Genomic DNA, 23442 nt, shown 5'->3' on the forward strand with positions numbered 1-23442 from the left:
CTTGGCTCCATAGATTTCAGGGTAATCATGACGATTGTTGTATGAAATGCAAGAATTGTCCCGATAAGGCGTCGGGATGAATTGGATTGTTGTCTTTTGTACAGGTCTTTTGTACAACAATTTTGGATTACAGCCGTTTTGATGAGAGAATTGTTGTATTTTGGGCAGGATTTTCAAGAAATACGACTTCAGCAGCCGGACATCGTGCTTGAGTTGCGGATTGTCTGCTACGACACCATCATCTACAGGGGAGACCCTCAGGATCAGTTACTATTAGAGCTGCCCGCGTTCTTATTCGTGCGGCTATCCGATCATGTTCTGGAGTTCGATAAGATCAGCTTCAAGGAAGCGGATGTGTACCCGCCGGTTGGCGCTGGCGGTGATCCTGAACCGGAGCCACATGTATATGAGTTAGATCTGGGTAAGCGACAATTTACTGCACAGTAGGCAAAGCAGAAATACAATCAGTATGCACAAAGAAACCTCCTTATTGAACCGGTTGCTACAATTCCGATTTTAAAAAGGGAGGTCGATTTTCTATAGTATTCAGGTGTTCAGGTGTTCAGGCATTTATGTGTTTAAAGGTGTAAACCCGATTCCCGCTTAAACAGCGGAGCGGACGGAACGATTGTGTAAAAGCGTTAGCGGTCGCCTTTGTGTCCGGATTTTCACCGATAAGGTAAAATCAAAAAATCTGGACACAACAGCGATTGGAACAACGTTCCGTTTGCGGAGCGTTCACCAATGAACTACCACTGATCCTACTCCAAAACTAGACTTTTTATAACTTAACGGACGTTCAATTCCCCGTACTCTCATACTTAGACAATCCATACCGGAAGATACCATAAGCCGCAGCCGCGCTTCCAATTGCCGCAATAGGGGCGAGCAGCCACCAGCCGGACCATCCGCTTTTGCCGAAAATATAGGTTGCCGGATAAAAGCTGATGAACGCATAGGGCAGCACAGTAGAAATAAAGATGCGGATCGCCTGCGGAAACAGGGTAATCGGGTATTTGGCCAGATCGGACAGGTTATGCACCATCAGCGGAAAGGCATTGCCCGCATTGCGTATCCAGAAGGCGGCGGAATTCCCCGCGAGGTTGATCGATACCCGGATGATGACCGCAGTAATAAACAGCAGGATCAGAATGGCTGCTTTGCCCAGCGTCCAGTGAACCGGGCTATGAACGAGCGACTGCCAGACGATCACTCCGCCGATCAGCAGATTGCCGAGTCCGTTGATGCCGATCCCGGTGCAGAACACCTGAAGGACAACGGGCACCGGCCGCAGCAAATAACGGTCCAGCTCGCCCATGTTGACCAGCCTCCCGAGCCGCCAGGTGCCTTCGAAGAACAAAGAGCCGATGCCCTCCGTCAGAAAGATCATGGCGTACATAAATGTAACTTCCCAGAACCTCCAGCCGTTAATATCCGGAATCCGGTCATAGATCACCCAGAGGAAGACAAACCCCAGAATCTGTGTCAAGGCGGCAGAGCACATTAAAATATAGAAGTCCTTATTATATTCCAAAATCGCTTTAAGCTGCTGCACATACAGCCGTTTGTAGAGGTAGAGTATTTGGGACATTTTCATTCTGCGGCCTCCTCCAGCCTTAGCCTCCATGGATGGTCACCTGGCGTACCGCCCAGCTCCACATTGCCTTGCCGGCAATCCAGAGTGCTGCCCCCCAGAAAAGTTGGATACCGATCAGCCGCAGACTCTCCCCGGTATCGGCCTGCTGCAGAAAGATCATCGACGGCGTGTGGATGATGGCCTGGAAGGGCAGCAGGAGCGCCAGCTTTTCCAGCCAGTCCGGGAAGAAGGCCAGGGGCACCAAAGCTCCGGACAGGAGATTGGTCAGAGCAATCCGTGTCCAGACGATGCCCATCGATCCGGTGGACCAGAAGCATAAAAGTGCCGCCAGATAGACAACGCCGAATTTCACCACGATTGCACCGAGCAGACTGACTGCGAACAAAATATAGACAGAGAGCGCACCCGGAAAGGTGACTCCGGTCAGGAAGGTGGCGAACAGGATCAGCAGAATCGTACTCATGCCGCCTTCAAGCAGGCTCGAGCCCAAGGTTTCCGCGAACCTTGCGGTCTGGAAATCGATGGGCTTCAGCAGGTCCACAGCGACGCTCCCGTCAAGGATTTTGCCGGAAATAGCGGATTCTGAATACCAGGACAACACGGAGTTGGCCAGGAAGGTAACCAGCAGATAAGTCTTCATCTGGTCCCATGAATAGCTGCCTACCACCTCCCGCCCGCTGTAAATGCCCTGCCACAGAAAGTAGATAGCCAGCAGATTGATAGAGTTCGCCAGAAAGGTAATGATGTAAGAAATCCGGTAGGCCAAAACACGCTGCAGGGAGCGGTTCGCGATACTCCTGTACATTTTAAACTGGGCAGCAGTCATCATCGTGTGTTAGCCTCCTTATTCCCCGGTTCCGGTCAGATCCAGATTGCCGTCATAGACGGCCTTGATGACCTGCTCAATATTCGTATCTTCCATCCGGAAGTCGACAACCTCGCCATATCTCATCACCCGGCCCACCACTTCACTGGCGGTATATTCATACCGGTCAAAAGAGACCGAGAATTCCTGTGCGCTCTGCTGCGCAAGCTTCATTCCCGGTGTCTCCGCGAGCTGCGCGTATAACTCCGGCATCGGTGATCCGACCTGAAAGAAGATGACACGGTTTTTGGCAAAACGGGCCTTAACCTCGCTCAGGCTGCCGTCATAAATAATCGCCCCATGGTCGATGATAATCAGCCGTTTGCACAGATCCTCAATATCCCCCAGATCATGGGTGGTCAGCATCACTGTAGTGTTCTGCTCCTGGTTGATCTGTTTGATGAACTCGCGGATTTTCTGCTTCACGGATACGTCAAGGCCGATCGTCGGCTCATCCAGATACAGAATCGGCGGGTTATGCAGCAGGGCTGCGGCCAGATCGGCGCGCATCCGCTGACCCAGGGAGAGCTTCCGGGCAGAGAGATGGATGAACTCGCTCATTCCAAGCATTTCAGTGAACAGCTCCATATTCGCCCTATAGACGGCGCCAGGAATCTGATAAATATCCTTCAGCAGCGAGAAAGACTCCACAATCGGGATATCCCACCACAGCTGGGTACGCTGGCCGAACACGGCGCCAATCTGGGCGGCATTGTCCATTCTTTTTTTGTACGGATTGATACCGTTTACAGAAACAGTGCCGGCTGAGGGCATGAGGATTCCAGTCAGCATTTTGATGGTGGTGGATTTGCCGGCGCCGTTCGGGCCCACATAAGCTACCGTCTCGCCTGCTTCCACACGCAGATTCAGCGGTTTAACCGCCATCTTCTCGATATGCCGGGGGAGGAACAGGTGCTTAACCGCTCCCGTGAGGCCCGGCTCCTTCACTGCCTGCATAAAGGACTTACTCAGCCCTCTGGCTTCGATAATACTCAAGGCTAACCCTCCTGAAAGTTACTTTGAAAGCGCGTTCGCTTGTTTGCAGCATATAAATTGATGAATCCCAATCTATGTAAAAGACGTATGAATAAATATATCACTGCGGCAATGTCGAAAACTATCACAATCCATCGAATGAATATATTTATTTAGACTATTATGGCGAATGATACTGCAAAAAAAGCGGCTACCCGTGTTGATCATACTAACCGGGATTTGCCGCTTCGCTCGAGGATGGCTTTGAGGAGGTACCCTATGAACAGTGGCAGTACCAGCTGAACTTCAAGTCTCCAGTCTATAGCGTACAGGTCTATGAGTTGTAATTGCTTCAATAGAACATAGACCACGTTGTACATCAGGAAGGAGCAGCTGACTGTTAGCAGCGGGATTAGGGCCAGATTGCTTTTGGAGCGGAGCAGCCTGTAACCCAGGAAGAACATTAGTGTGTAGCTGATCATGATCGCCAGCGCATCATTATTGCCGAAGCGCATGAACGATACCATAGCGGTTGCCAGATTCAGGAATACCGAGATATAGCCGATGCGAAGCATGTAGAACCTCCTTACTGAAACGGTAAGGTCCTTATTACAGGACAATATAGCCGTCTTCACTTGTGAATTTTGACTGCAGATTTTTCTATTTTACAGCGCTTGCAGATTCATTTACAGGTCCAATGCTGAATGTTCTTTATTCCGTGATTGTATGTTATAATACATTATTTTAAAATCGGTTGTAGTAGGATAGGGTAATAATGGAGGCTGATCGTCGTGAGAATCTTTGAACAATCGAGAGCATGGAGCGTGCCCGGAGATTTGGAAGCACAGCAGCTTGAAGCTTTCCGGCCGCTTGATGCAGAGCAAATCGAATTACATAGCGGGCAGTCCGGGGTTTCTTTTCCAGAAGAATCGAAAGAGCACATCTATCATAGAGCCATGATATCTTCCATCCGCAGTGAAATGAATAAATTAAGCCAGCTGCTCTCTATTCCTTATGTTGTATTCCTGACGGACAAGGCGGGTACCATTCTGGAGCTGGTCTGTTCTTCTCCGGTTACCCGGGAGGAGATGGAACAGGCGGAGCTGCGTCCGGGGGTTAGCTTATGCAGGCAGCACTCGGGCATGAATGCCGTATCCTTGGCCATGGAGATGAATTGCATCGGGGTAGTGCGGGGAGCGGAGCATTCCGACCAGGCCTTCCAGAACTGGAACTGTGTGTGTGCTCCGCTGCAGAATGAGGATACTGTCTTCGGATATGTGGACATTTCTTTTAATAGAGGAGAACCGATTGAATTCGCGATTCCGTTCGTGCAGCAGATTGCCGAGAATATTATGGAGAAGTGGATGGAGAAGAACCCGGAGATGCAGCAATACCGCCTGGAAGCGACTTTACAGGAATATAAGCTGACAGCGCGGGAGCAGGATGTAGCACGGCTATGGTTACTTGAGAAAAGCGCGCTGCACATCGGGAGTGATCTGGGCATCAGTGAAGGCACGGTTCGGAATATGCTGAAGAGTATCTACAGTAAAATGCGGGTGAATGACCGCTTCCAGTTCGTCAAACGGCTTACGCCATAGAAGGCGCGCAAAGCCTATATATACATAAGAATAGCCGGGCAGTGATACTAGCGTATCGCTTGCCCGGCTATTTATTTGCGGTGGAGTTATTTCGCCTGCGCGTTGCCGTCAGTGGGGTTTAGCCGCAGGAGCAGTTCAGTACCGGCTTCCGCGCGGCCTGGGTCTCATCCAGACGGCTGATCTCCGTGGTATGCGGTGAATTAATAACGACCTCAGGTGTCTCTTGCGCTTCCTTAACGATCTGAATCATCGTCTCAATGAAGCCGTCCAGTGTTTCCTTGCTTTCGGTTTCAGTCGGCTCGATCATCATACATTCCTCAACAGTCAGCGGGAAGTACACAGTCGGCGGGTGGTAGCCGAAGTCGAGCAGCCGTTTCGCTACATCCAGGGTACGAACACCATACTGCTTGAGGTTTCTGCCGGACATGACGAATTCATGCTTGCAGACACCCGGGAATGGAATTTCGAAATAAGGCGCGAGACGGTGCATCATGTAATTGGCGTTCAGCACAGCATTCTCGGATACCTCACGCAGCCCGTCCGGACCGTAGGTACGGATATAGGCGTAAGCGCGGACGAGAATCCCGAAGTTGCCATAAAAGGCTTTGACGCGGCCAATAGATTGCGGCCCGCCGGAGTCAAGCGAGAAGCTGCCGTCTTCGTTCTGCACAACCGACGGCTGGGGCAGGAAAGGAATCAGCTTCGCCTTCACGCCGACCGGTCCGGCTCCCGGGCCGCCGCCGCCGTGCGGAGTACTCATTGTCTTGTGCAGGTTGAGATGGACCACATCGAAGCCCATATCGCCCGGGCGGGTGATGCCCATGATAGCGTTGGAGTTCGCTCCGTCATAATAGAGCAGTCCGCCGGCTTCATGGACAATTGCGGCGATCTCTACGATCTGCGTCTCGAACAATCCGAGTGTACTCGGGTTCGTGAGCATCAGCGCGGCGGTGTCGCTGCCGACCGCCGCCTTCAGTGCTTCGAGGTCAACCATTCCCTTATCATTGGAAGGGATGGTGACGGTGTCGAGTCCGGCGGCTGCGGCGCTGGCCGGGTTGGTTCCGTGCGAGGAATCCGGCACGATGACCTTGGTGCGGACCTCGCCGCGGCTCTCATGGTAGGCGCGGATCATCATCAGGCCGGTCCATTCGCCATGGGCACCGGCAGCAGGCTGCAGGGAGACGGCATCCATGCCGGTCAGTCCGGCGAGATCCTTTTGCAGCGTATACATCAGCTCAAGCGCACCCTGGATGCTCTCTTCCGGCTGGTACGGATGGATCTTGGCGAGTCCCGGGAAGCGGGCGACATCCTCATTGATCTTCGGATTATATTTCATCGTACAGGAGCCTAGCGGATAGAAGCCGTTATCGACCCCGAAGTTACGCCGGGACAGGGCGGTATAGTGGCGGATAACATCCACTTCGGATACCTCCGGAAGCACTACGAGCTCGCTGCGGAGCAAGCCCTCAGGAATCAGTGAGCTGATGCTCTCTTCCTGAGGCACATCACATAGCGGCAATGAGTAAGCCGAGCGGCCAGGACGGCTTAATTCAAAGATCAGGGTTTGTTCCGGTTTCATATACAGCCCTCCAGTGCAGTGGCGAATTCGTCAATTTCGGTCTTGCTTCTTTTCTCAGTCACGGCAACCAGCATATGTCCGGTCAGCTCGGGATACTCGCGGCCCAGATCATAGCCGCCCAGATAACCTGCCTTCAGCAGCTTGGAGTTCACTTCACTGACGCTGCTCCCTTCCGGGAGCTTCAGGACAAATTCATTGAAGAACGGGGCTGTGAAGACGCGTTCTGCACCGGTGATTTCAGCCAGCCTTCCGGCGGCATAGTGGCTCATGCGGATGTTCAGCTCGCCAACCTCACGCATGCCCTCCTTGCCCATCACGGACAAGTAGACGGAAGCGCATAACGCCAGCAGCGCCTGGTTGGAGCAGATATTCGATGTAGCCTTCTCGCGGCGGATATGCTGCTCACGTGCCTGCAGGGTCAAGACGAAGCCGCGTTTGCCGTTACGGTCAACGGTCTGGCCGACGATCCGGCCCGGCATGCGGCGCATCAGCGGTTCAGCAACCGCGAAGAATCCGCAGGTTGGTCCTCCGAGCGATGCGGCGATCCCCAGCGGCTGCGCGTCGCCGACTACGATGTCGGCGCCCAGCTTGCCTGGGGTTTCCAGCACGCCGAGTGCAATGGGATTCGCGCTGACCACGAGGAGGCCCTTGACCGCATGGATCAGTGGCTCAATCTGGCGCAGATCCTCGATGCCGCCGAAGAAGTTGGGCGATTGGACCAGAACGGCGGCGGTATCGGCATCAATGGCCTCAGCCAGCTTGGCAAGATCGGTAACTCCGTCCTTATAATCGATCTCCACGATTTTCAGGCCCCAGGCATTGGCGGAAGTGCGCAGCACCTGGCGGGCTTCCGGGTGAACTGTACGGGAGACAATCAGCTTCTTGCGTTTGGTGGCGCCTGCGGCAAGCACGGCTGCTTCGGAGAAGGCTGTTGCACCATCGTACATGCTTGCATTAGCGACCTTCATGCCGGTCAACTCACAGATATAGGACTGGAATTCGAAGATTGCCTGAAGCTCGCCCTGGCTGATTTCCGGCTGATAGGGGGTGTAGGCGGTATAGAATTCTGAACGGGAAATAATATGGTTAATGACAACAGGAATGTGGTGGTCATAGAGTCCGGCGCCAAGGAAGCTGGCATGGGTATCAAAGTCGGCATTCTTGTCAGCCAGACCCTTCATATGGCGCAGCAGCGCATATTCGTCCAGCGGGCCGGACATTGGCATCGTTCCCTGGTAGCGGACAGATTGAGGGATATCAGCGAATAGTTCATCGATGGACTGAATCCCTACAGTTTCCATCATCTCTGCGCGGTCTTGCTCCGTCATAGGCAGATAGCGGTGCTTCATTACGGCTTCACTCCTTGGATCTTTTTGTAGAACGGGGCTCTGATCACGGCAGCCTTCAGCTGCTTGCCGCGAATCTCCACATACACCTCTGTGCCGATCTCAGTATAGGCAGCATCCAGCAGGGCAAGTCCAAGATTCCGCTTCAGCGTCGGGGATTGGGTACCGGTTGTGACTTCACCGATCTTCACACCGTCTGCATATACGGGATAATGGGAGCGGGGAATCCCGCGGTCGATCATTTCAAGCCCCACAAGGCGGCGCGGGAGGCCGGCTTCCTTCTGCTTCAGCAAGGCATCGCGGCCGATGAAACCGGCTTTGTCCAGCTTCACGAAGAACTGGACACCCGCTTCGAGCGGCGTAATATCCGCCGAGAGCTCCTGGCCGTACAGCGGCAGCTTGGCTTCGAAGCGGAGCGTGTCGCGTGCGCCGAGTCCGGCAGGGGTCAGGCCATGCGGCGCGCCTGCGGCCAGCAGACCATTCCAGAGTGCAGCCGCTGTGTGGACGGGGGCGTACAGCTCAAAGCCGTCCTCACCGGTATAGCCGGTGCGGGAGAGCAGTACAGAAACGCCGCAGACCTCGGCGTGTTCGATGAAGTGGAAGGGCTTCAGCTCTGCAAGCGGGGCAGAGGTAACTTCGGCCAGAATCATCTCAGCCAGCGGACCCTGCAGAGCGAGCAGCAGCGTCTCATCAGAGACATTCTTCAGGCTGACACCGCTGAATTCAGCGGTGAGATGCTCCTCCAGCCACTGGAAGTCCTTGTCGATATTGGAGGCATTGACGACCAGCATGTAGCGCTCATGGCCCAGGCGGTACACCAGCAGATCATCTACTACGCCGCCATTCGGATAGAGCATCAGGGTATACTGCGCTGCGCCGTCTGCTAGGCGGCTGACATCATTGGTGGTCATCTGCTGCAGGAAGGCTTCAGCGCCGCTGCCGTCAACCATGAATTCACCCATATGCGATACATCAAACAGTCCGGCCTGCTGGCGGACTGCTTCATGTTCCTTAACGATGCCAGTAAACTGCACCGGCAGCTCCCAGCCGCCGAAATCAATGCATCTGGACTCCGCATAAGCGGCATAGAGATCATAAAAAGGCGTTCTTCTCAAAGACTCCATCGTGTCACCCCTTAGTCTGTTTACATGTAAGCAGAAACGGTAATGCCGCCTTATAAGCGCAGTATCTGTTTCAGCTAAAAATATAAAAAAGGACAGGCGAAAGCCATTATGCACTAACGCATAAATTGACTTTCGCTCTGTCCTTTGTACCTGAGAGTTACCCTGCTATCCTGCCCGCAGGTTTCCCCGTTGGTGATCCGTTTCCTGTTGTCCAGGCTGTGGATGCTCTCCAGAGATGCGTCCGGCAAAGGTCCTTTTGCCTGAGAGATTCACCCATCCCGGGCTTACTCCTTCGGCGCTGCCCCTGAGGGTCAGTCTCTCCCTATGCCATCATTCGCAAACCATATGTTTTTCTACTGACTCCATTAAACCGGGTTTACAAGCACGCTGTCAATCAAAAAACGTCAAAAAGATGACAAATTTAATTTTCCTGTCAGTTATATTGACATTAGGCAAGGTGATAACTTAGGCTATAACTAAATTTAGAACTCCAAATGTGGAAAAGAGGCGGCTTTGAAATGAGTGAAGTGCTTAACAACCTGCTATACAGCGAAGAGCATGAATGGGCACAGCAGGGTGAAGGACGCGTAGTACGTGTGGGAATTACGGATCATGCGCAGCATTTATTGGGCGACATCGTGTTTGTTGAGTTTCCTGAAGTCGGCGCAGCCATTTCCGCGGGCGATAGCGTAGGCAGTATCGAGTCTGTCAAGACGGTGTCGGAGCTGTACTCGCCGGTATCCGGCAAGGTAACCAAGATCAACGACGCACTCGAATCCAGCCCGGAGCTGATCAATGATCAGCCATACGGCGGCGGTTGGATTTTTGAGCTGGAGCTTGATGGTGAGTTCGCGGATGCAGTATCGGGCCTGCTGGATGCGGCTGGTTATAAGGAATTGGTTGGGGAATAGTTTTTACGCACAGATGAACATGGCAGGCTTCTCTTATTACATTAGATGTCACTAATGTGAGAGGTCTGTCTTTTTTCGTTTCTGTATCACTCCGGAAAGCTAAGCAGCCCCGGATAAATACTTGGCGCCAAGTGCCAAAGGGCGGGCAGCAGAGCCAGACCGGCAACGGCAAAGATAAGGCACAGCAATAGGAACCGGTATCTTTTTCTGGGACGGGTATTGGGTTTAAGTACGAAGTAATACACACCGGCCGAATAAAACGGGAAAAGCACCACGGCAGACATGCCCATACAGACCAGAAAGGTGGATTCCCCGGCGGAGGAAGGGATCATGGCTTCCGGGTTATAGACCGGATTGATCTGCAGAAAGAGGATCACAAATGTCAGATAGGCGAAGAGTAAAAGAAGTGGGAAACAGCGGATGCGTCCATCCTCGGACAGCCCGTAGAGCATCCACCAGACCCCGAGCCAGGGCAGGGCAAAGGCTGCGCCGGCAATAAGGAAGTCCATGCCTATATACATCAGTTTATCGGGTGGATACACATGGGCTAGGTCGCCCCAGAAGTAATCGGAGGAGAAGAACATCATAAATACAGATAATAAACCAATGAAGAAGGTGATGATTCCCTGAGCAAAAACAATCATGATCAGTGAAACCAGCTGCCGCAGAAAATAGAGAAAATGGGTGGCATCCGGTGTCGTTCCGTTTGTAGTCTGCATAGCGTTCAATCTCCTTGTACTAGCAAATGGTTGCCGTGCCTTCTCATCTGCAGATTTCTGAGCTGATTCGCTTGCAGATACGTGTTATTCTTCCTCCTGAAGCTGCCGCAGGACAATGAGTTCAACCCGGCGGTTCTTCTGCCGCCCTTCAACGGTAGCGTTATCGTAGGCAGGTCTGGTATCCGCGTAACCGGCATACTGAAAAGTATCGGGGCTAAGCCCCTCGTTATCCAGGAAGAAGCGCAGCACAGAGAGTGCGCGGGCGCCGGATAGCTCCCAGTTATCCGTGTAATCTGAAGCAGCGGTTACCGGAACATTGTCGGTATGGCCTTCGATGCTGATCGTGGCACCGATTCCGCGGAACAGGCCGGAGAGCTGGCGCAGTGCCGGGAAGGCAGGTGATTTCAGCTCGGCTTTGCCGGCATCGAACAGGAACCGGTCGCTAAGCGTGATGGCAATGCCCTGCGGTTTATCCGCTACAAAGATCTGCTCGCCAAGGTTATTATCTTCCACGTATTTGGTGATTACACCCATAAGCGCGGCCAGTTTGGCCTCCTGCTCACGAAAAGCGAGCTCACGCGCCGAAGGCTGGTGTTCTGCAGTTTCCCCCTCTTGACCGGATGTATCCGTCCCTGTCCCGGTTCCGTTCGAACCATTCTCCTTCACATTGCCCCCGGAAGAAAGACCGCCGCCGGTTCTTCCGCCTGCTTCTTGTTCATTCGAGACTGCTGCCCCGGTGTTCCCCAGATTCCCATCCAGTACTCCATTTCCGCCTTCAAGCACAGAACTGCCGCTCTTAAAGGTATCAGATAATGAACCGGTAACGATCGCATATTTTTGCGTATCCAGACTGCTCATGGCGTATAGGATGATGAAAAAAATGAGCAGAAGCGTAATCAGATCCGCATAGGTAATCATCCAGCGGTCCCTGCTCTCCTTACCTCCATTACGCCGCTGGCGGCGGTTTCTTTGTCTCATAGCGGCTCTCCCTGGTTGTTTTTGCTGCTGCGTCCCGGGGAGACATCGGGAATAAAGGCGGTCAGTTTTTTGCGGACCAGGTGCGGATGATCCCCATTCTGCAGGGACAGGATACCGACAAGCAGCATCTCCATGCTGCCCAGTTCGCTTTGGCTGCGGGATTTGATTTTGGAAGCGATGGGTAAAAATATAAGATTAGCACTGGCTACACCATAGAGCGTTGCTGTAAAAGCTACGGCGATCGAGGCCCCCAGATTAGAAGGGTCCGTCAGATTGCTGAGTACCCGTATCAACCCCATTACGGTGCCGATGATGCCCATAGTGGGAGCATAGCCGCCGGCGGCTTCGAAAATTTTGGCATAGCCTTCATACTTCAGTTCCTTGGCGTCCATCTCCAGTTCAAGAATTTGCCGGACCTGATCAGGATCGGTGCCGTCAACAATAAGAAACAGCCCTTCGCGGGTAAAGGTATCGGGGTGCTCCTCCGCTCTCTTCTCCAGTGCGAGCACACCCCCGCGCCGAGTAATTGCAGCCATGGAGATCAGCTCTTCGGCCTTCTTCTGGGTGGTATCGGGATGTCTGCCGAATGCCAGTCGCAGAGCCGCCGGGAAACTGCGTAATCTGGAGGCCGGGAAACTGATGAGTACAGCGGCAAGCGTACCTCCAAATACGATAAGCGCGGCATTCAGCTGCAGCAGGCCCGATAAGCTTCCTCCCTCCCAGAGAAAGCCGCCAATCATTGCGGCAATGCCTGCCAGCAGGCCGATAATTGAAGTGATATCCATAAGTTCAGGCTCCTTAAATTTCTATATATTATGGTTTGCATCAATCTGGGCAACGCTGTATAATAAACGGGAACGTGTATTCCTATCTTCCATATTTTTCAGTACGGTATGGATGGGGAATCATTAGGGCCACAATTATAATATATTCATATTTTAGACGATAGAGGGGAGACGGGCAAATGAGTGATATTGTCGTCAGTACAAAGACATTTGAACTGGAGTCCGAGTATACACCCCAGGGCGATCAGCCTCATGCCATAGAAGAATTATTGGACGGCATCCGGCAGGGCAAGAAGCACCAGACGCTGCTGGGAGCGACAGGTACAGGCAAGACCTTTACCATCGCACAAGTGATTTCCAAACTGAACCGCCCGACGCTAGTTATTGCGCACAACAAGACGCTTGCTGCGCAGCTGGCAAGTGAGTTCAAAGAATTTTTCCCGAACAATTCCGTTGACTACTTCGTCAGTTACTACGATTACTACCAGCCTGAGGCGTACATTCCTTCCTCCGATACCTTCATAGAGAAAGATTCCAGCATAAATGAAGAAATTGACAAGCTCCGGCACTCCGCCACCAGTTCGCTGTTCGAACGGCGTGACGTTATTATTGTTGCGAGTGTGTCCTGCATTTACGGTCTCGGTTCGCCGCAGGAATACGGAAGTATGCTGCTGACACTGCGGGTAGGGATGGAGAAGCCGCGCAATCAGATTCTGAGCAGGCTCGTGGAGATCCAGTACCAGCGTAATGACATTAACTTCGTACGCGGGACGTTCCGGGTACGCGGCGATGTGGTTGAGATCTTCCCGGCTTCACAGGGGGAGCATGCGATTCGTGTGGAGCTGTTCGGGGATGAGATAGAGCGCATTACGGAGATTGATGTTCTCACAGGAGAGCTGATTGGCGAGCGCGATCATATCGCGATCTTCCCGGCTTCGCACTTTGTTACCCAGGAAGAAACAATGCGTGTAGCTATTATCAACATTGAGCGGGAGCTTGAGGAACGGCTGGCCGTGCTTCGTGATGCGGGCAAGCTGCTGGAAGCCCAGCGCCTGGAGCAGCGGACGCGGTATGATATTGAGATGATGAAGGAAGTAGGCTTCTGCTCCGGTATCGAGAACTATTCCGGCCCGCTTACCTTCCGTGAGCCGGGAGCGACTCCATATACCTTAATGGATTACTTCCCGGATGATATGCTGATTGTTATTGATGAGTCCCATGCAACGCTGCCGCAGATCCGGGCTATGTACAATGGTGACCGTGCGCGTAAGACAGTATTGGTGGAGCATGGCTTCCGCCTGCCGTCCGCGCTGGATAACCGTCCGCTGCAGTTCGAGGAATTCGAAGAGAAAGTGAACCAGATTGTATATGTGTCTGCTACACCGGGACCATACGAAATGGAGCACTGCGATACTATGGTGCAGCAGATTATCCGTCCTACCGGCCTGCTGGACCCGATCATCGAAGTACGCCCTACAGAGGGCCAGATCGATGATCTGATCAGCGAAATCCGTGACCGTGTAGAGCGTGATGAGCGTGTGCTCGTTACAACACTTACGAAGAAGATGTCTGAGGATCTGACCGATTACTTCAAGGAAATCGGGATTAAGGTGCGTTATATGCACTCTGATATCAAGACGCTGGAGCGGATGGCCATCCTGCGGGATCTCCGGCTCGGTACGTTTCATGTACTGGTGGGCATTAACTTGTTAAGAGAAGGTCTTGACCTGCCGGAGGTCTCCCTTGTCGCCATCCTCGATGCTGACAAGGAAGGCTTCCTCCGCTCCGAGCGTTCGCTCATTCAGACGATCGGCCGGGCGGCCCGTAACTCTGATGGACGTGTCATTCTGTACGGCGACCGCATTACGGATTCCATGGAGAAGGCGATGAGCGAAACCCAGCGCCGCCGTGAAATTCAGATTGCCCATAATGAGAAGCACGGCATCACGCCTACGACAATCAACAAGAAAGTGCGTGACATCATCGAGGCCACCAAAGTGGCCGAGTCGAAGGCCGATTATCTCACCGGCGCCGGCGGCAAGCTGAATAAGAAAGAGAAGCAGAGCCTGATGCAGCGTCTGGAGGCCGAGATGAAGGACGCGGCCAAGAACCTGCAATTCGAACGCGCCGCCGAGCTGCGTGATGCGTTGCTTGAACTGCGGGCCGAGTAAGCTGGCCCCGCCAGCACTTACACTTAATGATCACGGAACGGCGCTTCACTGGCCGTTCTTTTTGAAGATAGATTGCCCTTCGCGCATCCCGTAGGGACAGCCTGTAGTTAAGCACTTAGCGCATTCCGAAGGAACAGCTGCAGTTTACGCATCCCGTAGGGACAGCCTGCAGTTACGCACTTAGCGCATTCCGAAGGAACAGCTGCAGTTCGCGCATTCCGCAGGAACAGCGGTTGTCGGCCCGCTGCAGCATACCGCGAGCCCTATCCTGCGCCTATAGTATAGCGGTCCCGTAGGGACTAGCGCTCCTATTGCCCCAGTAGCCGATTCCATCCCAGTCCTAACTCTTTCCGCCGAGCTTGCGGGTGTCCAGAGGGTGCAACCCTTGGGGCCCTCCCTTGGAAGGGAGGGTTTGGGAGGGATCGAAAATATTTTGCTAAATGTTTTTCCATTTTAATAGGTTTTTATAAAGGAGAGGTACCGTTGGCGAACGAAAGTATAATAATCAAGGGTGCAAGGGCACATAATCTCAAGAACATCGACGTAACGATTCCGCGTGACCGCTTCGTCGTGCTGACGGGACTGAGCGGCTCGGGTAAATCATCTTTGGCATTTGACACGATTTATGCTGAGGGCCAGCGCCGTTACGTTGAATCGCTGTCTGCCTATGCCCGCCAGTTCCTGGGTCAGATGGAGAAGCCGGATGTGGATTCCATTGACGGGCTATCCCCGGCAATATCGATTGACCAGAAGACCACAAGCCGTAACCCGCGTTCGACCGTAGGTACGGTTACAGAAATTTATGACTATCTGCGGCTGCTGTTTGCCCGGGTAGGGCATCCCCATTGTCCGGATCATGGTATAGAGATTACATCACAGACTGTTGAACAGATGGTGGACCGGATTATGCAATACCCGGAGAAGACCCGCCTGCAGATTCTGGCCCCTGTGATTTCTGGCCGTAAGGGTGAACATAAAGGCTTGTTCACGGATATCTCCAAGCAAGGCTTCGTTCGTGTGCGTGTTGACGGTGAGCTTCGCGAAGTTACGGAAGATATTGTACTGGAGAAGAATAAGAAGCATACAATTGAAGTCGTTGTTGACCGGATTGTCATTAAGGATGATATAGAGACCCGTCTTACCGATTCATTGGAGACTGCACTGAAGCTGTCGGGCGGTCAGATTCTGGTCGATGTGATGGGCCAGGAAGAGCTTTTATTCAGCGCAAGCTTTGCCTGCCCAATCTGCGGGTTCAGTATAGAAGAGCTTGCTCCGCGTATGTTCTCGTTCAACAGCCCGTTTGGTGCCTGCACGGAATGTGACGGGCTTGGTGTGAAGATGGTAGTCGATCCGGATCTGTTGATCCCGGATGCGGAAAAGTCCATCGAAGAAGGTGCATTCTTAGCCTGGACAGGCAGTACATCGAACTACTATCCGCAGTTCCTGAAGTCGGTATGTGAGCATTTCAAAATTCCGCAGAATGTTCCTGTCAGCAGCCTGTCGCCGGAGCATATGGCCAAGCTGCTGCACGGAACGGGCAGCGAGAAGATCCGCTTCCGTTATGAGAACGACTTTGGCCAGCGCAAGGATGCACTTGTTGCTTTTGAAGGGATCATCCCGAATCTGGAGCGCCGTTACCGCGATACTGCCTCCGAAGGCATCCGTGAGTTTATCGAAGGCTTCATGAGCGCCAAGCCATGCCATGTCTGCAAAGGCAAAAGACTCAAGAAAGAGATTCTGGCTGTGACGATTAATCAGCAGAATGTTGCCGATGTTACGGATCTTTCGATCGGAGATTGTCTGGACTTCTTCGAGAATCTCAAGCTCAGTGAGAAAGAAACGGCCATCGCTAACCTGATTCTTAAGGAAATCAGCAGCCGCTTAGGATTCCTTGTAAATGTAGGGCTGAACTATCTGACCCTTAGCCGCGCAGCGGGCTCGTTATCCGGCGGTGAAGCGCAGCGGATCAGGCTGGCTACACAGATTGGCTCCAGTCTGATGGGTGTCCTGTATATTCTGGATGAGCCGAGCATAGGGCTTCATCAGCGGGATAATGACCGGCTGATTGCTACGCTGGCTCATATGCGCGACCTGGGCAACACTCTGATCGTCGTTGAGCATGATGAGGATACTATGATGGCTGCCGACTATATTATCGATATTGGTCCCGGTGCCGGAATACATGGCGGACAGGTAATTGCTCAAGGTACACCTCAGGAGATTATGGACGATCCGAACTCCCTGACTGGTGAATACTTAAGCGGACGCAAATTTATCCCTGTTACCTCGACACGCCGGCCTACCGATAATGAGCGCTGGATAGAGATTCGCGGGGCTAAAGAGAATAATCTGAAGAATGTAAATGTGAAGATTCCGCTTGGTGTCTTTACAGCAGTAACCGGAGTATCCGGTTCCGGCAAATCTTCGCTTATTAACGAAATTCTCTATAAGAGCCTGGCACGCCAGCTCAACAAGGCCGTCAAGGTCCGTCCCGGTGTGCATAAAGAAATCCGCGGTCTGGAGAATCTGGATAAAGTAATTGAGATTGACCAGTCCCCGATCGGACGTACACCACGCTCCAATCCGGCCACGTATACAGGCGTGTTCGATGATATCCGCGATTTGTTCTCCAAGACCAATGAGGCTAAGGTACGCGGCTTCCAGAAGGGGCGCTTCAGCTTCAATGTGAAGGGCGGCCGCTGTGAGGCTTGCCGGGGAGACGGGATTATCAAGATTGAAATGCACTTCCTGCCGGATGTGTATGTGCCTTGTGAAGTCTGCAAGGGCAAACGGTATAACCGCGAAACGCTGGAAGTGAAATATAAAGGCAAGAGTATCTCCGATGTATTGGAGATGACCGTCGAGGATGCAACGGAATTCTTCAAGAATATCCCGCGTATCCACCGCAAAATGCAGACGCTACTTGATGTGGGTCTGGGCTATATCAACATCGGCCAGCCGGGGACAACCCTGTCCGGTGGTGAAGCGCAGCGCGTGAAGCTGGCTTCCGAGCTGTACCGCCGGAGTACCGGCAAGACGCTGTACATTCTGGATGAGCCGACAACCGGCCTGCATGTAGATGACATTGGCCGTCTGCTTGAGGTGCTGCACCGTCTGGTGGATTCTGGTGAATCGGTCCTGGTCATTGAGCATAACCTCGATGTAATCAAGACTGCTGACTATATTATTGATATGGGGCCGGAAGGCGGAAGCGGAGGAGGAACAGTGCTTGCGACCGGAACGCCGGAAAAGCTGATTACGGTCGAGGAATCCTACACAGGCCGGTATCTGAAGCCAGTCCTCATCCGCGACACCGAACGCACTCAGGCGCTTGAACTTCAGACCTCTGATACGGTGTAACCGGAGGAAGCTACAAGCTTAAATAGCCCATGGTCCACTGCGAGGTGGGGCAGGGGCTGTTTTTTTACGCTTATTATGGTTGTAATCTCTAGGGTGGAAGTCCTGTGTAGTGGTAGGCATGCGCCTATTTTAGTATTGCGTTCCAGTAATTCCCATGGAATCGAATTTATCCTTTATGATTCGAGGGCAAGATAAAGACGTATTCCTGCCAGTAATTATTATAAAAATTCATTTGTAATAATAATCTTATTTGCTGGTCGATCGACCCAATAGACTTTATTCTCTACCTTTTCAACACCCTGACCTGCTCCATAAGTAGGGACTTTAATCCTTTCTATAAATTCAAAAGTATTGCCGTTAAATTTGTAATGATCCAATCCTTGGGCATATTCCTTACCATTTTGATTGGAACCATGCAGGTTACCATAAAGTTCGTTATCTTTAAAAAATATGCCTTGATATCCTCCCTCGCCGCCAAATTTCGCAGACAGTGGATAGGTAGCCTGATATCTAAATTTACTATCAAAACGCTTGACTTCATTTCTATCGTGATACACTACCCAGAAAGACCCTTTGTAGGTCGCTAATGATTCTGCTGTACCCTGTCCGATATCATACTCTTCTATCAGTTTTAAGTCTGGTAGACTGTATTTTACAACACGGCTAATGCGCTTATTTATAGGCGGTGCTGAATTGAAATTATAGACTGTAGCATACAAAAAACTATTGGATACAAAACAATCTCCAAAAGACATGAAACGACCTTGTTTATCTTTACCGGTATAAGCAGACTGTTTTTCTACTACATATTTCCCTGAAACATCATACACAGATATTGTATTTGAAAGAGAAAATTTCGTATCCCTATCTGAAGTCACATAGATATATTTCTTGTCAGCTCCTACGCCTTGCCAGGCACGGAAAAACTTATTCATTTGAATTGATTTAGCCTTTAGGTCATTACTGCTGGTGCTATTAGAAAAAGAAAATAAAGATGTAATAACAAACATAAAAATGAATACTTTTTTCAAATAAATCTCTCCTACAAATTGGATGTATAATTTGATTTAATTGTATAAAATAACCATCACTTTAGCAATATTTTCATAAAAAGTAGTAGATGAGTAGTCTTTACGCTCATTCTAGGTTATAAGTTGTTGTACCTCAGACGGGTAAGAAGCGTATGGTGGGTAAATAATTGTCTGAGGGGATCAATAAGACCCACTACTACAACTCACTACGGATACCAAAGATCACTTTGAATTGATTGCGCGGTTTTGTGGCTTTCTTGAAGCCGTCCTGTGAATCCAGAATCCATACCGTTCTTCTGATCCAGACTCTTATATACAGGGAACGGCATTTAACAGGCCCGATAATTCCCCGTGCTTCGGTCTCTGTACCATCAGGCATCTCAATTTCAGTCCGTATCAGCCATCTGTTTCCTAATCCGAATTCGATGTATTTCAAGCCGGCGGGCACCTCCAGTTCTGCATGACTGATCATAACATCGTCGTCCGGAGTTTTACAGTGAGGGTTGTGGCATGCGATTTCATGTGTGCAGACAAAAATTAAGCTGGCGGCAGCGAAGCAGAACAGGCATAACTACAGCATGTCCGCAGTAAGATTCAAAGAGAGGGTTTTGCGTTGAATAGATAGCAGAGGCTGTTTGCGTTGCAATAGGAATCAGCTCCTTGAAAATCACATATCACAACAAATGGTCAATGATAAATATCTCTGTATTTCAGCTGATTTCCGGCTTTGGAAATATTTTTTATGACAAATACATAATTTTTAGACAATTTCTATTGCGTCACTGAAATGGTAGCGATAACATAGAAGGTGATATGGATTAGATGAACTTGCTTGACAACACTTTCAGGGAGGGATTGCCATGCTGCTTGCAGAAGCTGCCGCGCAAGAACCGTCTACATTTCATACCTTCGATGTATTTATGATTCTATTCACGATCCTGATTCTTATCGGTGTGGTCCGGCTATTGAAAGCTCCGCAGAAGAACAAATTTGCAATCGGCTTCGGAGTGGTGAGCCTGCTGGTTTTTGCAGTCTCTGATTATGCAATGATTATGAATTGGTTCAGCTAAGTTCAGGCACAACTAACTTCAGAAGCAAGGTCTTTCAAAGACACCTTTATCCGCCACCCGGCGAGCCTAAAGGCGTCTTTTTTTAAATGATAAAGGAATCAGCTCTACAGGAGAAAGGGGGAAGGCGATGAACGGGGGAAAGAATGCAGTTGCCCGGAGTGGGGTTGTGCTGTTGTGCGGGTTGTTATTATCGGGATTCACGGGTAATCCGCTGTCAGCATTTGGTGCAGTGTACGGAGGGCCAGGTCCTGTAACGGCTGGACAAGTAGGCGGAGTCAAACCTGTGAACAAGGAGCAAGTGGCTAAACCCGCAGTGGATCCGGTTCCGCAAATTATCCGCGCGGTGTCGCCATCGGTCGTGGGCATTATCGGCAAAGCCAGTGTTGAATCTGGAGGCCCGGATGACCGTTACAATCTGACACACGGCTCAGGAATTATTGTCAAAGCGGACGGGTGGATCATTACCAATGCGCATGTCATGACGGGGCTGCAAAATGCGGTAGTGGTTACCTCTGACGGTACAAGCTATAACATCACAGATACATATATGGATGAGTTCAGTGATCTTGCACTGATCAAAATCAAGGCCAAATCCCTGAAGCCTGCAACATTCGCCAGTACCTCAGCGGGTCTGCAGGTGGGAGACAAGGTTATAGCAATTGGGACACCGATATCCTTCTCACTCAGAAATTCGGCTACCGTGGGCGTGATCAGCGGTCTCAATCGTTCGGTGGATGCGGCTTACCGGCTTATTCAGAGCGATACGGCGATTAACCCAGGCAATAGCGGGGGGCCGCTGGTCAGCATGAAGGGTGAGGTCCTTGGAATCAACAGCTTAAAATACGCAGCAGTAGGTGTAGAGAATATGGGGTTCTCCATCCCCGCAGATACGGTACAGTACATTATGAATCAGCTCCTTAAATACGGGGAGGTCCGGCGTCCGAGTCTCGGGGTGGAGCTGGAGGAGAGCTGGCCCGTCATTGTGGGGCTGCCTACGCAGGAGCCTTTAACGGTTACGAAGGTGGCCACTGCAGAAGCACGAAAGGCAGGAATTGCCGAGGGAGATGCGCTGTATGCGATAGACGGCCACCGGGTCACGTCACTTGTGGACATTAATGAATGGTTCAAGCAATACAAACCGGGTGCAGTGGTCAAGCTGCTCATGCAAAGTGACGGCGATATCGTCGCCAGAAGCCTTGTTCTGGGCCAAGGTGATCCATTGGTGAATACGGAAGAGGCGGAGGGGGATGGCGATGATCAGGCGGAAGAGTAGAAGGCTTGCAGAAGCAGGAACGCCGCGATTGGGGATGGGTTATATACTCCGTGGACTGTCTGTCATGCTGGTAGTGCTTTTGCTGCTAGCTGTATTTCCTGGTATGAATGCCTATGCGGCAGAAACTCCGATTCTAAAGCTAAGCCTCAAAGTAGGCAGTACATCTGCAAAGGTTAACGGCGAACCGATATTGATTCAGAAACCTTTTACGGAGAGCGGGGCGGTCATGGTACCGCTGGGGATTTTCAAAAAAGCATTCGGCAGCACAGTCTCTCTTGAAGGTGACAATGTAGTGAAGCTGATGTACGGTCCGCATACCGGAGCGATGACGATAGGCAGTACCACTGCCTGGAAGGATGGCGTCAAAATTAAGCTTGCTGCGCCGCCGCGTATGGTTTCCGGTGTGCTGATGGTGCCCCTGCGGTTCGTGACCGGAGTGCTCGGTGCGCGGATTACTGCGGCAGATGGCGGGGGATTGCTGGTTACACTTACTCCTTCGGAGAAGGAAGCGGCAGCAGAACCGGAGAGCGGCATCGACAGTGATGTCGGCAAGACCCGGATCGGCAACAGTTATTTTGAATGGAGCATGAATTATCCTCCCGGACTTGTCGTGGGTGACAGCGGTGGGAATGAGAATGTAGCGACTTTTATGAGTGCAGAGAATGATTATTATCTGGAGGTCCATGCTTCACCGCAGGAGGTGCTGCTTGATCCGGAAGGGTTGCTGGAGAATCTGGTGCGGTCATCGGAGGAGGGCGGAGAGACTGTACTTGACCGGGAGGTCGTGCCTGAAGCCAAGGTTCCTTACGCCCGGATAGTCAGCAAGGATTCCAGCGGAGCGCTATGGGAGGGCAGGCAATATTATGCTGACGGCAGGCTGTATGAAATTTATCTGACGGATGATAACGCGGTGAACTATAAGGATCTGGATCAGTATGCCGTGCTGCTGGACTCATTCCAACCTTCCTATAATTCTTCCGACAAAAGCATCCGTGATCTCTCCACAGTCACAAACGGGCTGCGCGAAGGATATAACGAAGACTACGGAATCTCGCTGCTGGTGCCGGCAGACTGGAGTGTGGATGACCAGCATTTATTGTATGAGAGCAAACAGGGAAGTTATCTGCGTGTAAAAGTGAGCTCCGCCCCTGCGGGCTCAACGCTCGAGAGCTGGAGCCGGGAACTGGAGTCGCAGCTGCGTGACACCTATGTGACCGAAGCCTATACCCTGAAGAACGGCATTGCAGGCAAAGTCTCCGGTGAGCCGGTATTGATCAATGAAATCGGACTCAATCCAGGCAACGGCTGGAGTACGGAATATCAAATTCTGCTGCTGAAGAACGGCTATCGCTATTATTTTGAATACCGGACGGCATCGGGACAGGATGGTGACAAGGCGCGGTTCACAGATGTGCTAAACTCCATCGATATTGATTTTGGGCAGATCAAGGAGAACTTTGGCCGTCTGGAAACCGATGATTACGCGCTGCTCAGCACAAAGTCGATCCCTAAGAGCTCCAAAGCTTACGGCTACAGCATTGATATTCCGCGCCTATGGACGCCATATCAGGATGTTTTTGAGAGCCAGACCGTGGAATACCGCTTCACCGGCGGACGGTTCCAGATCTACGCCAGTCCGGATGTTACCATGGAATATGCCGTCAGCCAGCTGCAGAGCTATTACCAGAATACCAAAAAAGACCCGAAAGGGCCGCAGGTGAAAAGTGTGGAGGAAACCACCTTTGCGGGAGTGCCTGCCACAATTCTCACCGTACAGCAGACCAAGAACAGTATCCCTGTGAGCACGCGAAACATCATTTTCGGCAAAAATGATGTGGTCTACACGATCACCGTCACGCTGAACGATGCCAATGCAACAGCCAGCCTGCAGGCGGTGTTGGAGAGGGTGCTGGGGTCGTTTGGGTGGGGGGAAGTAGGGGGAATGGGCTAGACGTAAATTTATGGTAGTCCTTTGACAAGAAACTAAAGAACAGAAAATAACGCCCTAGGCTAACGATGAGCCGGGGCGTTATTTTTGTTGAATTTTAGAATGGATTCAG

The 23442-nt window shown here is 51.7% G+C and carries 20 protein-coding genes and 2 riboswitches; of the genes, 8 read left to right on the plus strand and 12 right to left on the minus strand.

The window, feature by feature from the left end:
• The first annotated feature begins 204 nt into the window (after positions 1–204).
• Positions 205–447 (plus strand): hypothetical protein, encoded by a 243-nt coding sequence (locus MKX70_RS08525; RefSeq protein ID WP_340839890.1) that lies wholly within the window; start codon positions 205–207, stop codon positions 445–447.
• Positions 448–799: 352 nt separating this feature from the next.
• On the opposite strand, the gene MKX70_RS08530 is transcribed toward MKX70_RS08525, so the two are convergent.
• From MKX70_RS08530 to MKX70_RS08545, 4 genes are all read right to left on the minus strand, one after another.
• Positions 800–1597, minus strand: coding sequence for an ABC transporter permease (locus MKX70_RS08530; protein WP_340839891.1), 798 nt, complete (start codon positions 1595–1597; stop codon positions 800–802).
• Between the two features lie 19 nt (positions 1598–1616).
• Positions 1617–2426 (minus strand): ABC transporter permease, encoded by an 810-nt coding sequence (locus MKX70_RS08535; RefSeq protein WP_340839892.1) that lies wholly within the window; start codon positions 2424–2426, stop codon positions 1617–1619.
• A gap of 15 nt (positions 2427–2441) precedes the next feature.
• The gene (locus MKX70_RS08540) at positions 2442–3458 is read right to left on the minus strand and encodes an ABC transporter ATP-binding protein (protein WP_340839893.1); all 1017 of its coding nucleotides are present in this window, start codon (positions 3456–3458) and stop codon (positions 2442–2444) included.
• A 203-nt stretch (positions 3459–3661) separates the two neighbouring features.
• Complete coding sequence (locus MKX70_RS08545) at positions 3662–4012, minus strand: hypothetical protein (RefSeq protein ID WP_042240138.1); 351 nt, start codon at positions 4010–4012, stop codon at positions 3662–3664.
• 216 nt (positions 4013–4228) lie between these two features.
• Between MKX70_RS08545 and MKX70_RS08550 the strand changes: the two genes are divergently transcribed.
• Positions 4229–5035 carry a LuxR C-terminal-related transcriptional regulator gene (locus MKX70_RS08550; RefSeq protein WP_340839894.1) on the plus strand — a complete coding sequence of 269 codons (807 nt, stop codon included), beginning with the start codon at positions 4229–4231 and terminating at the stop codon, positions 5033–5035.
• 118 nt (positions 5036–5153) lie between these two features.
• Here the strand turns inward: MKX70_RS08550 and gcvPB are convergent, their stop codons facing one another.
• From gcvPB to gcvT, 3 genes are read right to left on the minus strand one after another with little or no spacing between them, the layout of a single operon-like run.
• Positions 5154–6614: an aminomethyl-transferring glycine dehydrogenase subunit GcvPB gene (gcvPB, locus tag MKX70_RS08555; protein ID WP_340839895.1), complete on the minus strand. Its 1461-nt coding sequence runs from the start codon at positions 6612–6614 to the stop codon at positions 5154–5156.
• The gene (gene gcvPA, locus MKX70_RS08560) at positions 6611–7963 is read right to left on the minus strand and encodes an aminomethyl-transferring glycine dehydrogenase subunit GcvPA (RefSeq protein ID WP_340839896.1); all 1353 of its coding nucleotides are present in this window, start codon (positions 7961–7963) and stop codon (positions 6611–6613) included. Before gcvPA ends, gcvPB begins: the two co-directional genes overlap by 4 nt.
• Complete coding sequence (gene gcvT / locus MKX70_RS08565; protein WP_042240127.1) at positions 7963–9084, minus strand: glycine cleavage system aminomethyltransferase GcvT; 1122 nt, start codon at positions 9082–9084, stop codon at positions 7963–7965. Before gcvT ends, gcvPA begins: the two co-directional genes overlap by 1 nt.
• A 135-nt stretch (positions 9085–9219) precedes the next feature.
• A riboswitch (glycine riboswitch) is annotated at positions 9220–9319 on the minus strand.
• A 3-nt stretch (positions 9320–9322) separates the two neighbouring features.
• A riboswitch (glycine riboswitch) is annotated at positions 9323–9418 on the minus strand.
• 184 nt (positions 9419–9602) lie between these two features.
• Between gcvT and gcvH the strand changes: the two genes are divergently transcribed.
• Entirely contained in the window at positions 9603–9995 is a 393-nt protein-coding gene (gene gcvH / locus MKX70_RS08570; RefSeq protein ID WP_042240125.1) for a glycine cleavage system protein GcvH, read from the plus strand.
• Between the two features lie 86 nt (positions 9996–10081).
• Here gcvH and MKX70_RS08575 read toward each other — a convergent pair whose 3' ends face one another.
• The 3 genes from MKX70_RS08575 to MKX70_RS08585 all read right to left on the minus strand — a co-directional run bounded on the left by MKX70_RS08575 (position 10082) and on the right by MKX70_RS08585 (position 12477).
• On the minus strand, positions 10082–10714 hold the full coding sequence (locus tag MKX70_RS08575) for a hypothetical protein (protein WP_340839897.1): 633 nt from the start codon (positions 10712–10714) through the stop codon (positions 10082–10084).
• 84 nt (positions 10715–10798) lie between these two features.
• On the minus strand, positions 10799–11692 hold the full coding sequence (locus MKX70_RS08580; RefSeq protein ID WP_340839898.1) for a flagellar motor protein MotB: 894 nt from the start codon (positions 11690–11692) through the stop codon (positions 10799–10801).
• On the minus strand, positions 11689–12477 hold the full coding sequence (locus MKX70_RS08585; RefSeq protein WP_340839899.1) for a flagellar motor protein: 789 nt from the start codon (positions 12475–12477) through the stop codon (positions 11689–11691). The genes MKX70_RS08580 and MKX70_RS08585 overlap by 4 nt, the downstream gene beginning before the upstream one ends.
• A 179-nt stretch (positions 12478–12656) precedes the next feature.
• Here MKX70_RS08585 and uvrB point away from each other — a divergent pair, with 179 nt between their 5' ends.
• Together uvrB and uvrA are read left to right on the plus strand one after the other, a co-directional pair.
• Positions 12657–14648 (plus strand): excinuclease ABC subunit UvrB, encoded by a 1992-nt coding sequence (gene uvrB, locus MKX70_RS08590; RefSeq protein ID WP_042140176.1) that lies wholly within the window; start codon positions 12657–12659, stop codon positions 14646–14648.
• Between the two features lie 483 nt (positions 14649–15131).
• Positions 15132–18008, plus strand: a complete 2877-nt coding sequence (gene uvrA / locus MKX70_RS08595) for an excinuclease ABC subunit UvrA (protein WP_042240115.1) — start codon at positions 15132–15134, stop codon at positions 18006–18008.
• A gap of 218 nt (positions 18009–18226) precedes the next feature.
• Here the strand turns inward: uvrA and MKX70_RS08600 are convergent, their stop codons facing one another.
• Both MKX70_RS08600 and MKX70_RS08605 read right to left on the minus strand, forming a co-directional pair.
• A complete protein-coding gene (locus MKX70_RS08600) occupies positions 18227–19039 on the minus strand; it encodes a hypothetical protein (RefSeq protein ID WP_042240113.1) in 813 nt (270 codons plus the stop codon).
• Between the two features lie 196 nt (positions 19040–19235).
• On the minus strand, positions 19236–19475 hold the full coding sequence (locus tag MKX70_RS08605; protein WP_340841636.1) for a DUF3977 family protein: 240 nt from the start codon (positions 19473–19475) through the stop codon (positions 19236–19238).
• Between the two features lie 424 nt (positions 19476–19899).
• Between MKX70_RS08605 and MKX70_RS08610 the strand changes: the two genes are divergently transcribed.
• The 3 genes from MKX70_RS08610 (at position 19900) to MKX70_RS08620 (ending at position 23333) form a co-directional block, all read left to right on the plus strand.
• Positions 19900–20109, plus strand: a complete 210-nt coding sequence (locus MKX70_RS08610) for a DUF2759 family protein (RefSeq protein ID WP_039307102.1) — start codon at positions 19900–19902, stop codon at positions 20107–20109.
• Positions 20110–20236: 127 nt separating this feature from the next.
• Complete coding sequence (locus MKX70_RS08615; RefSeq protein ID WP_340839901.1) at positions 20237–21382, plus strand: S1C family serine protease; 1146 nt, start codon at positions 20237–20239, stop codon at positions 21380–21382.
• Complete coding sequence (locus tag MKX70_RS08620; protein WP_340839902.1) at positions 21363–23333, plus strand: copper amine oxidase N-terminal domain-containing protein; 1971 nt, start codon at positions 21363–21365, stop codon at positions 23331–23333. The genes MKX70_RS08615 and MKX70_RS08620 overlap by 20 nt, the downstream gene beginning before the upstream one ends.
• The last annotated feature ends 109 nt before the right edge of the window (positions 23334–23442 follow it).

The sequence above is a fragment of the Paenibacillus sp. FSL R7-0312 genome (assembly GCF_038004445.1).
Taxonomy (GTDB): domain Bacteria; phylum Bacillota; class Bacilli; order Paenibacillales; family Paenibacillaceae; genus Paenibacillus_AQ.

Excerpts from the sequence above, each read along its gene's own strand:
- MKX70_RS08545 (WP_042240138.1), bottom strand. The coding sequence starts at position 4,012 with ATGCTTCGCATCGGCTATATCTCGGTATTCCTGAATCTGGCAACCGCT.
- gcvPA (WP_340839896.1), bottom strand. The coding sequence starts at position 7,963 with ATGAAGCACCGCTATCTGCCTATGACGGAGCAAGACCGCGCAGAGATG.
- gcvH (WP_042240125.1), top strand. The coding sequence starts at position 9,603 with ATGAGTGAAGTGCTTAACAACCTGCTATACAGCGAAGAGCATGAATGG.
- MKX70_RS08585 (WP_340839899.1), bottom strand. The coding sequence starts at position 12,477 with ATGGATATCACTTCAATTATCGGCCTGCTGGCAGGCATTGCCGCAATG.
- MKX70_RS08575 (WP_340839897.1), bottom strand. The coding sequence starts at position 10,714 with ATGCAGACTACAAACGGAACGACACCGGATGCCACCCATTTTCTCTAT.
- gcvT (WP_042240127.1), bottom strand. The coding sequence starts at position 9,084 with ATGGAGTCTTTGAGAAGAACGCCTTTTTATGATCTCTATGCCGCTTAT.
- gcvPB (WP_340839895.1), bottom strand. The coding sequence starts at position 6,614 with ATGAAACCGGAACAAACCCTGATCTTTGAATTAAGCCGTCCTGGCCGC.
- uvrB (WP_042140176.1), top strand. The coding sequence starts at position 12,657 with ATGAGTGATATTGTCGTCAGTACAAAGACATTTGAACTGGAGTCCGAG.
- MKX70_RS08535 (WP_340839892.1), bottom strand. The coding sequence starts at position 2,426 with ATGATGACTGCTGCCCAGTTTAAAATGTACAGGAGTATCGCGAACCGC.
- MKX70_RS08580 (WP_340839898.1), bottom strand. The coding sequence starts at position 11,692 with ATGAGACAAAGAAACCGCCGCCAGCGGCGTAATGGAGGTAAGGAGAGC.
- MKX70_RS08620 (WP_340839902.1), top strand. The coding sequence starts at position 21,363 with ATGATCAGGCGGAAGAGTAGAAGGCTTGCAGAAGCAGGAACGCCGCGA.
- MKX70_RS08615 (WP_340839901.1), top strand. The coding sequence starts at position 20,237 with ATGAACGGGGGAAAGAATGCAGTTGCCCGGAGTGGGGTTGTGCTGTTG.
- MKX70_RS08610 (WP_039307102.1), top strand. The coding sequence starts at position 19,900 with ATGCTGCTTGCAGAAGCTGCCGCGCAAGAACCGTCTACATTTCATACC.
- MKX70_RS08530 (WP_340839891.1), bottom strand. The coding sequence starts at position 1,597 with ATGAAAATGTCCCAAATACTCTACCTCTACAAACGGCTGTATGTGCAG.